Raw genomic sequence first — 13,990 nt, 5'->3', positions numbered from 1 at the left:
TCAGTCCCTGTTTCTCCTTGCCTTCCATTGTGGCTGTTCTTCGTGCGATCGGCACGGGGCATTGGCGCGTCGCATGATCGGCCCCAGGGAGGGCCGGTCCATGAAGCGCCAGCAAAGAAAGCGTAAGTGCCTGAATTGCGGAGCGTGGTTCGAGCCCGATGTGCGCAATGTGCGGCACCAGCGGTATTGCTCCGAAGCCGCGTGCCGTCAGGCGAGCAAGGCTGCCAGTCAACGCCGGTGGCTGGCCAAACCCGAGAACCGCGACTATTTCCGCGGCGCCGAGCAGGTCGCGCGCGTGCAGTGCTGGCGTGCCGGGCACCCGGGGTACGGGCGTCGTGCCGGCGCTGCCACGGCTGCTGCGTTACAAGATGACTGCCCTGCGCAAGCGATTGAAAAACAAGAGGAATCGGCGTGTCTGGCAGGAGATGCGTTACAAGATGTCTTGTCGGCGCAACCGGCCGTCCTGATTGGGCTGATCGCGCATCTGACCGACAGCCCGTTACAAGAAGACATCGTCCGCAGCACCCGGCGGTTGCTACAACTGGGACAGGACATCCTGAATGGCAGAGGTGAGTATGCCGATCAAGCGCGTCATCTGCCCTGAGCGGCTGCGGCAGATTCCGGCGCACTTCAGCTGGGTCGATCACCGGCTGGTGCGCGAGCGGTACATCGATCGCTGTGACGCCTGTGCGGCGGCGCTATACCTGTTTCTGGTCACCGTCGCCGATGCCCAGGGCCTGAGCTACTACGCCGACGCGACGCTCGCGCGGCATCTGTCGATGGCGCCGGCGCGTCTGGAGATGGCCCGCAGGGATCTGATCCGCGTCGGCCTGATCGCCTGGCAACTGCCGCTCTACCAGGTGCTGTCGCTGGATACGCCAGCGCCTGAGCCAGCGCCGCCCCCGCAGCCTCAGGTGGATGTGGCGACACAGATCGAGCGGCTGCATGCGGCCCTGGGCAGGCGCCATGCTTGATTATGAAACGTACTGCAGGATCCGCGACTGTCATGAGCGAGAGCACCTGACGATCACGCAGACGGCACGCGCGCTCGGGCTGCATCCGCAAACGGTGTCGAAGTGGCTCAAGGTCGAGCAGTACCGGCGACGACAATCGCCCCCGCGCGCCAGCCGGCTCGACCCCTTCAAGGCGCAGGTGGTGCGCTGGCTCGATGCGCACCCGTACAGCGTGCAGCAGATCTTCCAGCGCTTGCGCGAAGCCGGCTTCGACGGCGGCTACACGATTGTGCGCGACTACGTGAGCAGGATCCGGCCGCCGCGGCATGAGGCGTTCCTGAAACTTGCCTTTGCTCCCGGGGAGTGCGCCCAGGTTGACTGGGGCGAATACGGCTCGATCGCCGTGGGCTCGACCCGGCGGCGGCTGTCGTTCTTCGTCATGGTGCTGTGCTACAGCCGACTGATGTATCTGGAATTTACGGTCTCGCAGACGATGGAGCACTTCCTCGCCTGCCATGAGCACGCGTTCGCGGCCTTCCATGGCTGCCCGCGCAAGGTCATGGTAGACAATCTGAAGTCCGCGGTGCTGCAGCGGCTGGTTGGCCAGGCGCCAGTATTCAATCCACGCTACCTCGATGCCGCGCGCCACTGGGGATTCGACATCGTTGCCTGCAACGTAGGCAAAGGCAACGAGAAAGGCAGGGTGGAAAATGGCGTGGGATACGTCAAAAAAAATCTCCTCAACGGGCTTGAACTCCCCGAGTTCAGTGCGATCAACCCCGCGGTCCGAATCTGGCTCGATACCATCGCGAACGTGCGCGTCCACGGGGAGGCGCACCAGCGCCCTGTCGATCTGTTCGCCGCCGAACAGGCCCATCTGAAGCCGCTCAATCCGTCAGCGTATGACGTTGCCCGCATTGTGACGGTGCGCGCGAGCAGTCAGTTTCGCGTGGCGCTGGACACCAACCACTACTCCGTGCCGGCGCGCTATGCGAATACCCGCGTGACGCTCAAGGCGTGGCCCGATCGGGTATGCATCTACCACGACAGCCTGCTGATCGCCCGCCATGTACGCAGCTACGATCGCCACCAGGATATCGAGGACCCCGAACATCCGAAGGCCCTGCTCGCGCAACGCCGCAGCGCCCGCGAACAACGGCTCATGCTGCGCTTCCTGAGTCTTGGTCCTCACGCCCAGGCCTATTACGAAGGGCTCGAGCAACGGCGTGCCAATGCGCGGCAGCACATGCGCAAGATCATCGCGTTGAGCGAGATTTACGGCGTCGAGGCCGTCGCGCGCGCCCTGCAGGATGGGCTGACGTTCCATGCCTTCAGTTGCGAGTACATCGCCAACATCCTCGAGATGAAGGCGCGGCCCCTGGCGGAGCCCGGCGCGCTGCACCTGCTCCGCCATCGGGATCTGCTGGACATCGAACTGGCGCAACCGGATCTCTCGCGCTACGGACCGGAGGACCCCCATGACGAAAACGGAACGTAACACCACCGTGCACGAGAGCGAAGCCGACACCGATCCGTTACGCACCCAGCTCGCGGGAATGCACATGAGCTACGTGCTGCAACATTACGAGGACGTGGCCACTGAAGCGGCGGCCCAGCACTGGTCGCATGTCGACTATCTCGCCCACCTGATCGAAGGTGAAGCGCAGCGGCGCGAGGATCGCAGCATCGCCCGGCGGGTCGCACTCGCCCGGTTCCCGGTGCTCAAGACGCTCGATCAGTTCGAATGGAACTGGCCCAGCAAGATCAACCGCCTGCAGATCCAGAACCTGTTTCGCCTGAACTTCATCGAGGAGCGGGCCAACGTGATCTTCCTCGGTGGCGTCGGGTTGGGCAAAACCCACCTGAGCATTGCACTCGGCCATACCGCCTGTCTGCGCGGCCATTCGGTGCTGTTCGCCACGGCGATAGATATCATCAACTCGTTGAATGCCGCATACGCGCATGGCGGGCTTAAACGCGAACTGCGCCGCTACGTCAAGCCGCGTGTATTGATCGTAGACGAACTCGGATATTTGCCCGTCGACAAACAGGGCGCCGACGCGCTGTTCCAGATCATTAGCCAGCGCTACGAGCACGGCCCGACCATCATCAATTCAAATCGCGCGTTCAAGCACTGGGCAGAGATATTCAATCACGACAGCACACTGACCTCCGCGCTGCTCGACCGGCTTCTGCATCATGCAGAGACCGTCGTCATCGAAGGCAAAAGCTACCGCATGAAAGACCAGGACGGCACCGATCCCGCTACCCTGTGAGCGCCTTCGCCATGGTGAGTTTCAAACCGTCCGTTTTAGACGAAATTCACGCCGCTGCTAACACGTGGGGCGTAACTCTCCGCAACGCGTGCCTTATGGCCTGTACGCAGAACAACTCTCAGGGACTTCATTCACGGCGCCGCGTCATAACAATCGGCGTTCGTGGTTGTACCGGATCCGGCCAGCGGCCATGCTCTCGCCATTCCAGCGTATCGAGAAGTCGCGCCTGTTGAGCCGCCTCGACGAAGTACCGACGCCACCGGATCAGTTGCGCTGGGATCCCCTTCAGATGCCAGATGCACCGACCGATTTCGTGGCTGGTCTTGTAACCATGGCGGGCAACGGCGCGCCCGATGTAGGGCGAGGATGCGGTATCCACCTGTATGCCGCGAACTGTTCCATGACCGACCGGCCTTTACAAGCATTCTGGATTGACAGATTTATTGCGTTCTACGGTATCCCGTCCTGCTGCCAGACGGGGTTGCGGCGAAGCCAGGCGCGAGGCCGCCGGTGCTTGACGGTTAGTTGCGTCGCGAGCGCCGGACGCCTTGAGTACACACGGGTCGCTGCCCTATCTCTGGCGCGTAGCTGAAACGGAGAAACCGACGGACGTTGCCACTGGGCCTTGTACTGAGCCGTTCGCCTGCGACGATAAGCTGCCGTGAAAAAGGTCCGTTGCGGGGCCTATGAGTCTATGAGCGATGCACCGCGATGCGTCGCGTTCGCATGGCGTCGACTGGATATCTGCGTCTGCCCGTCAGCAGGCTGAGGCGGAGCACATTTCGGTTTTTCTGAAGGACGGTCATCGAGGCCGTGACGGCTTTGCGCGTGACGCCGACGCGCAGACGAACCACCTATTCCTCCCTGAACGATAGCTCTATGCCAATCCCACTCCCTGCCGACGATCGCGTTTCTCGCGATTCGGAGGGCGGGTAGCGGAGCAGTCCGGTCCTCGGCGCCAGCTTCCCGAGTGCGGCATTTCGGCCAGAGCCGTCATTCGTGCATCCGTGCCGGTCAGGCAGGTATGGGGCGCTTTCCTGCCATTCGCAGGTCGGTCGTGGCGAATGACCGGTCCCGCCGAAAGCGAATGAGTACTTGCGACCCAATCCGGTCACAGGATGCGGCTCCAATTGATCGGCCGCTTCCAAGGTGCTTCAGTCGTCCGCGCGCTGCCTTCCCGATCAATTCTAACGAGGTGGGTATCGTGCCGGTCCGGGAAAGCCTTGAGAGTAGCAAGATGACCAGGCCACCTGCGGTCGCGGCGGCCTTCTGGAATGGGTGGCTCAGATGGTCAACCGGCCAGTGCGTTCGCAACACGGACGTATCACAGCGTCCGTCGGGCAGTCAAAGAAGATAGTCTGGGGTTCGGACTTATACCTTGACTGGCCCCGCATTGCTTCAGATTGGCGGTCCCTGTGCCAGGGTCGGTGGCAAGAAGGGGTCTGTCGGTATGAACACCTGCGTTGCGCCGCTCTGCCCATCGAGTACTTCAAAGCCCACGATGACTTTGCACTGCGGTGCCAATACAGACGGCGGTGCGATGCGTTGCACGAGGGGGCGCAACTGTGTCGGACTCACTGCGACCAGGGCCGCGACCGAAACGCCGCCGTGAATGATTTCTCCGGGAGCGTGCACATCCAGCGTCGAAGAAGCGCCCGGAGCCAGCGAGACGTCTGTCACGAGTGGTTGACCATCCGGGTTCAGCGCCGGTTGACCTTGGGCGTCGACGTATTTCAACTGTATGTGGCAGGTGTCATTGGGCGCGGTAGTCGGCGACAGGTTGGCAGCTGTTAGCCGCGCGACCTGACCCGGGCCAACGGTTTTGATACCGTAGAGATTCACCAGGCTCAGTTGCCCCGGAGGAAGCGTCGGGTCCTGCGGCTGCGCGACCACGGAGGCGCCAGAATCGCTCCTGAAGACATCTGCGCTCGCATGCAGCTGGCAGCGCACGGAACTGCTCGTGACCACGGGACGAATCATCGCGCGGTTCTGGGCGCCTACTGCCGTGGTCGGCGCGGGCAGGTCGATAAATGTCAGTGCCCCCGGTGCGAGGGTGACTGCGCTCGACGCGGCGCCGTTCACCGGTATCGGTCGACCCTGATCGTCGGCAAACCCCAGCGTGGCGGTACAGGGCGTACCGGGAATGACCGTCGGGGTGTTGTTGACTACGGTCACGCGCATCGTCTGCCCGGCTATCAATCCCGTCGGCGCGAACGCCACCGGATACGGAATAAACGGGTCCTGCGGCTGGAAGGTGGCTCGCGGCACGGTAGGGTCTTGCGGCGAGAACACCTGCGTCGCTCCGCTTGAGCCATCTATGACCTCGAAGCCAACTGCGAGGTGACATTGGGGCGCCAGGACGCCGGGCGCCGCAATTCGTTGCACGACGGGGCGCATGGCGAGCCTCGAAGCCGGATTGACGTCGCTGGGCGCGCGCGTGAGAAGCGACGTCGAGCCGCCAGGCGCGAGTGCGACCTGAGACACCAGCGGCTGGCCATCGGCGTTGGTCGCGGGCTTGCCGTCTGCGCCCACGAGACTCAGCTGCACCTGACAAGGGTCGCTTCGAGCAGCACTGGTCGAGACGTTTGCGACAGTCAGCATGGCCACCTGTCCTGCTCCGAGCCACTTGACTCCGTACGGGCTAAGTGGCCCGAGTGGCCCCGGAGGAAGCGTCGGGTCTTGGGGCAAAGCAACAAGCGACTGCCCCGAGCCACTGTTGAACACCGTCGCGCTTGCCCTGAAAAGACACAGCGAAGAGCCTCTTAGCACAACAGGACGCACGGCTGCCCGGTTCTGTACACCGCCGACCGCCGCATCAGGGGCCGGCAGGTCAACGGATGTGGAGGCGCCTGAAGTTAAGGAAACGGCGGTTGTTGGCGCTCCATTAACGGGAATCACGCTACCCTTGTCATCGACAAAACTCATTGTCGCCACACAGGGTGCTTTCTGGATCGATGTCGGCGTGACATTGACGACGCTTGTTCGCATCGTCTGTCCGGCGACAATACCAGTCAGCGGAAATGGAAAGGGCGAGTCGTCACTGGCCGCTGCGTGCGCTTGTCCGAATACGACAGACAGCGCAAGCACTACCGTGTAGTTCAGCGGTCTCCTACCGCGCGTTTTGCGAACCACGGATCGAGCTGATCTGGACATAGTTGACATTCCTCTGAATGTCTGCGACGCGAAAGCCGCAGCATTTGAAAAACACGGGTCCACTAACAAGACAACGGGGGGAGTGCGCGAATAACACTGTGGCGATTGCCTAAAGCCCGCAGCGTAACGCTCTTGCCTACGCGCCGTCCCCGACTCTCAAGTCAACTGCAACCGCGAAATTTGCCTATACTTTCGAGCAATTTGCGTCGGCCTGACACTCCCATTTGGGAGGGAAATGGACCTGAGGTAGGAATCGAAAATGACGCGCGTTGAAGCCATCCATCGAGCGATTCGACACATATACGGGGCCGTGCTCGCACCCAACGACTGGCCGGCTGCGCTGGGCTCGATCACGGAGGCAATCGGTGCGCAGAAGGTGATGCTAAATGAAACGGCTGCCGATGCTGCCGGTTTGGCGGTTTCCATAGGCATAGACCCCGTCAATTTGGTGCGACTTCGGCGCGAATTCGAAACCCGTCTCCCGGACTGGATTAAAACCATACCGGTTGGCACACCGTTGCGACAATCGTCAGCGATTTCAGATGCGGACTTCAGACGCTTAGATATCTATAACGAGGTCGTTCGCCCAGAGGGCGGGTTCTATTCAATCGTCGCGCCGCTTGCCCGGTCGCCTCGACGGCAGGCTCATTTTTTGGTGGGCCGGGAGCTAGGTGCGATGGATTTCAGCGACGTCGATCTTGATGCGGCGAATCTGATCGTCCCGCACCTGATGACCGCGCTGGAGGTTCAAGGCCGCCTGGCTGCCGCCGATTTGCGGGCCCAGGGTGCGCTCGACGTTGTCGCTCAGCTGAATGTCGGCGTGATCCTGCTCGACGCGGCGATGCGTCCGGTTTTCGTGAATCCTTGTGCCGAGGCACTCGCCGCACGTAGAGACGGCTTGCTGTTGAACAGGGAAACGGTCATTGCTTCCCAGCATTCCGATACGCAGGATTTGCGCCGCGCCATCGCGACTGCGGCCCGCTGGCACGACGTTAGCCGGGACGGTCGCGAAATGGCGATACGGCCCGCAGTGCCAATGCGTTGCTGTCTGTCGCGCCAGCCACCACGTCCCCCGCTCATCGTCAGCGTTGTGCCTGTCTGTAGGGCCGGTATTCTGGGTGAACGGAGTCCTGCAGCGCGCGTGATTCTTTTTGTGATGGAACCAGACAGAGCGTCCGACATCGATCCGATCGTTCTCGTCAAGACCTTCCAGCTTACCCGGCGCGAGGCTGCGCTTGCCAACCTGCTTGCGGGTGGTATCGACCTTGCGGACGCAGCTTCGCGACTGGGAATCGGCATCGGAACGGCAAGGGGATATCTTAAGCAGATACTTGCCAAGACCTATACGCATAGGCAGGCCGAACTGGTTGCGCTGCTCCTGCGTAGCAGCACGCAACTAACTCAATGAGCCGCTGTGCTAATCAACGCGTAATTTGCAGGCCGCCACGTAACAACAGAGATACGAGTTCAGCCTGCCGGTGGGTGTCGGTCTTCGCCAGAATCTGCTTGAGATATCCGCGCGCCGTTCCGATGCCTATGCCGGATCGCGAGGCTGCTTCAGCCAGTTCCATCCCTTGAGCGAGCAGCGCGGCCAGCGCCGCCTCACGTCGCGTGAGATGAAAAGTCGCGGCGAGGACAATCGGCTCGATCCCTACCGGCTTGTCCAGTTCAATCACGAACAGGACCGCACGGGTGCCCGCGCTGATTCCTTCCCGCACGTCTGATTCACTGACAGGCAAGACGCGCACGACAAGGGGCAGACGTGGTGGTCTGCGAGCCAGATAACAGCGCATCGGCACCTGAGCTCGCATGGCAGTTTCGCTAACGTCTCGGCCGGAGTTGTTCAGGCCAATCGCCGTTGCGATCGCGTCGCGCAGATTTTTAGCATCGGAAGGGCGGGCTGCAGATACACCTTGTCCGGTGAGCAGCAGGCCATCGCAGGAGCGAGCCAGCGCTTCAGCGCAACGATTGGCAAAGATGAGGCGCATTGCCGCATCGAGCAGGATCACGCCGATATTCAATTGTGTAATCACGTCGTACGCGCCCTTCGCTCGAAGGTCCGCTGCGGCAAGCCGATTTCGGACCTGCAGCGCTGTCGTCAAATGCGGGACGATCAGGCTGGCAGCGGCGAGATCGTCGTCACTGAAGTCCGCCTTCCCAAGATCACGCCCCATCGAAAAAAGAACCTGTTGATCCGGATGACGAATTAGCGGCGCGACTATGCCGTAAAAGCCGCCGGCTGGCCGGATTGCTTCCCTATAGATATCCGAACGTCTGAAGTCCGCATCCGATATCGCCGAAGTTTGGCGCAGCGCCTTGCCCACCGGGATGGTCTTGATCCAGTCGGGCAGGCGGTTTTCGAATTCCCGCTGCAGGCGCCGAGCCTCATCGGCATCAAAGCCAACCGAGATCGCAAGAAATGGCATCTCGCCTGCCTGTGCATGCAGCATCGCCTTGTGCGCACCACATACCTCTGCGACAGAGTCGATGGCGCTCATCCAACCGTCCGGCTCGAGCGCTGCCTCATAAACGTGTCGAATCGCTCGATGAATGGTCTCGACGCGCGTCATGCTCGCTCCCTTCCAAGACGTATTTCCCTCCCAAACGGGAGTGCCGGGCCGACGTAGGTTAGTCGAAAGTATAGGCAAATATTCCAGCTGCGCCTTGATTGAACGAGTTGCAGCTCACGCCTCGAAAACGGATCGTGGACGCGTCCATATGGCCGCTGCCGGTTCTTTCTGCGATTTCGGAGTTGCGAGACGCTGTAGCTCGAGGAGAAAAACGATGGCTGGATTACGTCGTCAAATTTCACTGTCCGGTGGAACGGCGCTGGCAGTCGGTATGGTTGTCGGTTCGGGCATATTCGGACTGCCGGGATTGGCATTGCAGCTCAGTTCGCCTCAGATCGCAGCGCTTGGCTGGTTGGCATGCACCATCGCATGCTTTCCGTTGTTATGCATTTTCGCCATTTTAGGTACCCGCTATGCCTCAGCCGCAGGTATCTCGCGATATGCCGAGGTCGCGCTTGGCCCGCGAGCCGAATTTGCAGTCACAGCCGTTCTATGTGGGACGTTCCCCCTGACGGTGCCAGCACAGTCGCTGATTGGGGCGAGTTATGCACTGATCGCGTTCGGGCTCAAGCACGAGGCATTGCTTCCAGTCGCCGAATCTTTTTTGCTGGTTGCCGTGTTGTTCAACCTTGGTGGCATTCGGACGGCCGCACTGATCAACACTTTTGCGTTAGTGTTAATCGTTGCGACCGTGCTCGCTCTTGGTGCAATGCATCCATCCGATCTTCTTCGCGGTATGCGGTTATGGGCTCGCCCCGACTGGTCCAGCATCACGTTCGCTCAGCTATGGAAAGTGAGCGCGCTGATTTTCTGGGCGTTTCTCGGCTGGGAGAACGTGTCGTTTTGCCTCGAGGAGGTTAAGGATCCTCAGCGAACGATCAAACGCGTCTATATTTCAAGCTATATCGTGGTGATCGTGCTCTATTTTTTGTTGGCTGCAACCATGAACGGTGCGTCAGTCGGAGACCCCAGCGTGAACGTGACGGAAGGCATTGCGAATCTGGTCTCACCACGCTGGCGGACCATGTTTTCTCTCATGACAGTCGCCGTTATTCTGGCAACCGCAAACGCCTGGGTTTTCAGTGCAAGCCGCCTGTTTTATGCCGCCGGACGCAACGGCCTGTTACCTGAGGTTTTCGCCAGACTGGACCCTAAAGGCAGCCCGCGCAATGCGGTGTTTCTCGTGGCCGCGTGCTTCGCGATTGTATTGGCCGCGGCGACGTTCCTTCACCTGAGCGCGTCGGATCTTGTGCTGCTCTCGAATCAGAACTTCCTGATTCTTTATCTGGTGTGCATCTGCTGTTCGTGGAAGATCGGGCACGGACTCTCCCGCTGGCTTTTGACACCAGTCGCGCTTCTGGCATGCGGTTTCCTGCTCGCCGGGTTCAACTACCAGGTCTTGTATCCGATCGTCCTTCTGGCGCTGGGCAGCGCATGCTGGCGATCGCGCGACGGACGCCAGATTGCGCACATGGCCGGAAACGATCCACCGCCTGGCTAAGCGGATCCGAAAGCCTTAAGTCGCGATGCCTGAAAAGCAGGTATAGCGGAAGAGCGGTGGCGTTTGCCCTGCAGTCCGCTCCGTTGCACTTCGAGTGTTGCAGCTGCGGCGCCCATCTGGCACGTTTGGTCAGAGTCAGTGCGTGCCAGACACGGACAGATCACAGTAGCCGTGGGTCAATCAAAGGAGTTAGCGCGGCGATCGGACTCATACCATAACGGTCCCCGCGTTGCTTCAAATTGGTGGTCCTTGTGCCAAGGTCGGTGGCAAGAAGGGGTCTTGCGGCATAAACGGTTGTGTTGCCCCGCTCTGCCCGTCAAGTACTTCAAAGCCGACAACGACTTTGCACTGGGGCGAAAATATAGACGGCGGTGCGATGCGTTGCACGAGGGGGCGCAACTGTGTCGGACTCACTGCGACCAGGGGCCCGACCGAAATGCCGCCGTGAATGATTTCGCCAGGTGCATGCACGTCCAGCGTCGAAGACGCGCCCGGCGCTAGCGAGACGTCCGTGACGATTGCTTGACCATCGGCGTTCAGCACTGGTTGACCTTGAGCGTCGACGTACTTTAGCTGGATGTGACAGGTGTCATTGGGCGCGGTGGTCCGCGACAGGTTGGCAGCTGTTAGCCGCGCGACCTGACCCGGGCCAACGATTTTGATGCCGTAGAGATTAACCAGGCTCAGTTGACTAGGAGGAAGCGTCGGGTCCTGCGGCGACGCGACCACCGACGCATCCGAGTCGCTCCGGAAGACATCCGACCTTGCGCTTTGCGAACCACATACCCAGCTGATTTGGACATAGTTGACATGCCGCTGAAGTTTGCAACACGTATGCCGCAACAGTTGACAAACACCCGTCCACTAGCAAGACAGCGGGAGTGCGAATGATCTGAGGCGATTGCATAACAATGCCGCAGCGTAACCCCCTTGCCGATCACTTTCGCGACCGGCGCCCGAGTCAACTGCAACCCAGATATTTACCTATACTTTCCACTAAGTTGCATACGCCCAACACTCCATTTGGGACTGAAAGCTGGCGCGGAAAGGAGGCGAGCATGACGCGGGTTGAAACACTCCACCGAACGATTCGGCACGTTTATGAAGCTGCGCTCGTACCGGCTAACTGGTCTCCAGCATTGGCCGAAGTTGCCGGATCACTGGGTGCGCAGCACGCATCACTGATCGTCCAAGTCGACGGCGCTCCGAGCCTGACAGTGTTCACCGGGCTTGAACCGAAGCATGCGCGCCATCTTCAGCATGAGTTTGAAACCCGCCTGCCGGGATGGATAAAGGCGATCCCGGCAGGAACGCTGCGGCGCCAGACGACGGAAATATCTGAAGCAGATTTTCAACGAACAGATATCTATAACCAGGTGGTCCGCCCGGCTGGTATGTTCTATGGAGTTGTCGCGCCGTTGGTATGTCTTCCCGATCAGCAGATTCACTTTTCCGCCGGCCGTGATCTCGGATTGACTGATTTCAGCGATGATGATGTCGACACGGCCAGTCTGATCATCCCGCATCTAACGACCGCTGTGCAGGCGCGCAATCGTCTTGCTGCTGCAGAACTTCGGGCTAAAGGCGCATACGAAGTGATCGCGCGACTGGATTTCGGCGTGATCCTGCTCGATGCGCGGATGCGCCCGATCTTCGTCAATCCCCGCGCCGAGGTCTTGGGACGTGCCGGCGACGGCCTGTCGCTCAAACGCAACGAAGTATCCGCCATGCTGCAATCCGAGGCCAAAGGCCTTCGCGATGCGATTTCAATGGCCATAGGCATGAACGCGGCCGGTCGGGACGCAAGCGAAGCCGCCATGGCGCGTCAGGCGTCGATGCGTTGTTATCTGTCCCGCAGACCGCCACGCCGGCCGCTCGTCGTCCGTGTGTTGCCCGTTGATGCAACAGACTTTCCCGACGGAATCAGTGTGGCCACACGTGCGATCCTCTTCGTGATGGAACCGGACGGGCCGTCAGGGATCGATCAGATGGCCTTGGCCACGACCTTTCATCTGACGCGCCGCGAGGCGGTCCTTGCAACACTGCTCGCCCGCGGAATGGATCTCGCTGAGGCCGCAACACAACAGGGTATCGGCCTAGGGACAGCGCGCGGATACCTTAAACAGATCTTGGCCAAGACCGACACGCACCGGCAGGCCGAACTGGTATCGCTACTTCTGCGCTCAGGCATTCAAATCGTGTCTTGACCATCGGCGATCGCTCGAAATCAGTGAAAGCGGCCGACGACACGGTGACTTTGGCTGCCGCGTGGCCGGCTGCTTGTTGATGTAGACCCGACATCTGAGAGTCCAGCCACGCGCTTGGTCCGACGACTGGTGTTGGCCGGCTTGCGCCTGCCAGGAATCGGCGGCACGCGACCCACTGCCGCCGGTCGCGCGGTCGGACATCGAAGGGCAGCTTAAGATGTGGTCCAGTCATCCGAGCCGGCGGCACGTGGTCAGTTTCTGCGAGCCTGAACGGCGCCCCCCGGCGTAGGCCTACGTTCTACGACGAGAGACCCGACCGCTTCTGCAGCGCGGCCAGCTCGGCATCCCGTTTGGCCTGAACCGAAACATAACCACTCGACTTCATCTTTTGGCCCTCGGCTAGCTCCTTCAGCACGGTGCCAGGTATTGCGCCAATCAGGAAGCTGATGACGAAGAAGGCGAACGACGGCTCCTTGTTCGCCGGCAGTGACAGAAGCAGGAGGGCCGAAACGATAGCTCCGCCCATCAGCCAGAAGACGTAAAAACGCGGTACGCGCGAGAGAGTGGCAAGCTGCGAGGCGTATTTATCGAAGATCGCCTTGCGGGAAGCCTCATAGGCTTCCTTGCGTGCTTGTGCCTCCAGCTCTTGTCGAAGCCTCTGTTCGTTCTCTCGACGCCACTGCTCGTGAACAGCGCGCTGGCGTTCCTCCTCGACGGCGCGGTCTTTATCCGCCTTGACCACGCTGCCTGCAGCCGCCTTAACTGTCTCGATGGCCTTTGTGCGCGAGCACTGGAACCACTCCCGGTTCTGGCTGACCCTGAGGGACGCCAGCCGCCGGTGAACCTCGCGCTCGACGACAGCGGCATGGTCAACTAGGACCGAATATTCGACGACTGACGGATAAGGCAGCGCGGTCCCGCTAAGTTCCGCGGCCCGCTCGTCCGGCGAGCGCGTGGTAAAACCGACCTTGAGAAGATCCGGCATGGCCTTGTTCGAGATGATATAGACGTACCCCTGCATGCAATCCCCCGATTTGGTCGCCCTGCCTCGTGCGGGGCAGTCACGGGAGTTTAGCGGGTGTGCGTGCAAGATTCCCTAGTGGACACAGGCAAAATGTTCACCGCCGAACAAAAACGCGGTCCTGGGCGAGCGGTCCATCACGTCGCGGGGGCTTTTTTTTGGCTAGGCGCATGGACGTTCCGGCCTCCCCCAATTCTGGCGGCCGCGGTAAGCCGTCGCATAGATCGACGTGGTATTGCGGCCTCTTGCCCCACGCCTCATCGCGCCGCTACCTGCCGCTCACGAACCGCCTCAGGCCAACGCTGCCGT

General features: G+C 60.8%; 11 protein-coding genes and 1 pseudogene. 8 read left to right on the top strand and 4 right to left on the bottom strand.

Features of this window, described 5'->3' with window-relative positions; genetic code table 11:
• The first annotated feature begins 100 nt into the window (after positions 1 to 100).
• The 5 genes and pseudogenes from B0G82_RS36245 to B0G82_RS36225 form a co-directional block, all read left to right on the top strand.
• Positions 101 to 604, top strand: a complete 504-nt coding sequence (locus B0G82_RS36245; RefSeq protein ID WP_147439638.1) for a hypothetical protein — start codon at positions 101 to 103, stop codon at positions 602 to 604.
• Positions 561 to 974: a hypothetical protein gene (locus tag B0G82_RS36240; RefSeq protein ID WP_147439636.1), complete on the top strand. Its 414-nt coding sequence runs from the start codon at positions 561 to 563 to the stop codon at positions 972 to 974. The genes B0G82_RS36245 and B0G82_RS36240 overlap by 44 nt, the downstream gene beginning before the upstream one ends.
• Positions 967 to 2,451, top strand: a complete 1,485-nt coding sequence (gene istA / locus B0G82_RS36235) for an IS21 family transposase (protein ID WP_121311530.1) — start codon at positions 967 to 969, stop codon at positions 2,449 to 2,451. Before B0G82_RS36240 ends, istA begins: the two co-directional genes overlap by 8 nt.
• A complete protein-coding gene (gene istB / locus B0G82_RS36230; RefSeq protein ID WP_121311136.1) occupies positions 2,432 to 3,229 on the top strand; it encodes an IS21-like element helper ATPase IstB in 798 nt (265 codons plus the stop codon). The genes istA and istB overlap by 20 nt, the downstream gene beginning before the upstream one ends.
• A gap of 64 nt (positions 3,230 to 3,293) precedes the next feature.
• Positions 3,294 to 3,641 (top strand): annotated as a pseudogene (locus tag B0G82_RS36225) (homogentisate 1,2-dioxygenase); the annotation flags it as partial.
• 986 nt (positions 3,642 to 4,627) lie between these two features.
• On the opposite strand, the gene B0G82_RS36220 reads toward B0G82_RS36225, so the two are convergent.
• Positions 4,628 to 5,830: a hypothetical protein gene (locus B0G82_RS36220; RefSeq protein ID WP_147439635.1), complete on the bottom strand. Its 1,203-nt coding sequence runs from the start codon at positions 5,828 to 5,830 to the stop codon at positions 4,628 to 4,630.
• 811 nt (positions 5,831 to 6,641) lie between these two features.
• Here B0G82_RS36220 and B0G82_RS36215 point away from each other — a divergent pair.
• Positions 6,642 to 7,790: a helix-turn-helix transcriptional regulator gene (locus tag B0G82_RS36215; protein ID WP_121311134.1), complete on the top strand. Its 1,149-nt coding sequence runs from the start codon at positions 6,642 to 6,644 to the stop codon at positions 7,788 to 7,790.
• Between the two features lie 13 nt (positions 7,791 to 7,803).
• Here the strand turns inward: B0G82_RS36215 and B0G82_RS36210 are convergent, their stop codons facing one another.
• Positions 7,804 to 8,952: a helix-turn-helix transcriptional regulator gene (locus tag B0G82_RS36210; RefSeq protein WP_121311133.1), complete on the bottom strand. Its 1,149-nt coding sequence runs from the start codon at positions 8,950 to 8,952 to the stop codon at positions 7,804 to 7,806.
• Positions 8,953 to 9,166: 214 nt separating this feature from the next.
• Here B0G82_RS36210 and B0G82_RS36205 point away from each other — a divergent pair, with 214 nt between their 5' ends.
• Positions 9,167 to 10,453 (top strand): amino acid permease, encoded by a 1,287-nt coding sequence (locus B0G82_RS36205; protein WP_158608220.1) that lies wholly within the window; start codon positions 9,167 to 9,169, stop codon positions 10,451 to 10,453.
• A 234-nt stretch (positions 10,454 to 10,687) separates the two neighbouring features.
• Here the strand turns inward: B0G82_RS36205 and B0G82_RS36200 are convergent, their stop codons facing one another.
• Positions 10,688 to 11,182, bottom strand: coding sequence for a hypothetical protein (locus tag B0G82_RS36200; RefSeq protein ID WP_121311132.1), 495 nt, complete (start codon positions 11,180 to 11,182; stop codon positions 10,688 to 10,690).
• 329 nt (positions 11,183 to 11,511) lie between these two features.
• Here B0G82_RS36200 and B0G82_RS36195 point away from each other — a divergent pair, with 329 nt between their 5' ends.
• Entirely contained in the window at positions 11,512 to 12,660 is a 1,149-nt protein-coding gene (locus B0G82_RS36195; protein ID WP_121311131.1) for a helix-turn-helix transcriptional regulator, read from the top strand.
• Between the two features lie 298 nt (positions 12,661 to 12,958).
• Here B0G82_RS36195 and B0G82_RS36190 read toward each other — a convergent pair whose 3' ends face one another.
• Complete coding sequence (locus B0G82_RS36190; protein ID WP_121311130.1) at positions 12,959 to 13,681, bottom strand: GIY-YIG nuclease family protein; 723 nt, start codon at positions 13,679 to 13,681, stop codon at positions 12,959 to 12,961.
• Positions 13,682 to 13,990: the final 309 nt, after the last annotated feature.

Origin of the sequence: Paraburkholderia sp. BL17N1 (genome assembly GCF_003634175.1) — a bacterium.
Taxonomy (GTDB): Bacteria; Pseudomonadota; Gammaproteobacteria; order Burkholderiales; family Burkholderiaceae; genus Paraburkholderia.
Note: the sequence above shows the minus strand (reverse complement) of the source record. Positions and strands in the feature narration are given on the sequence as shown.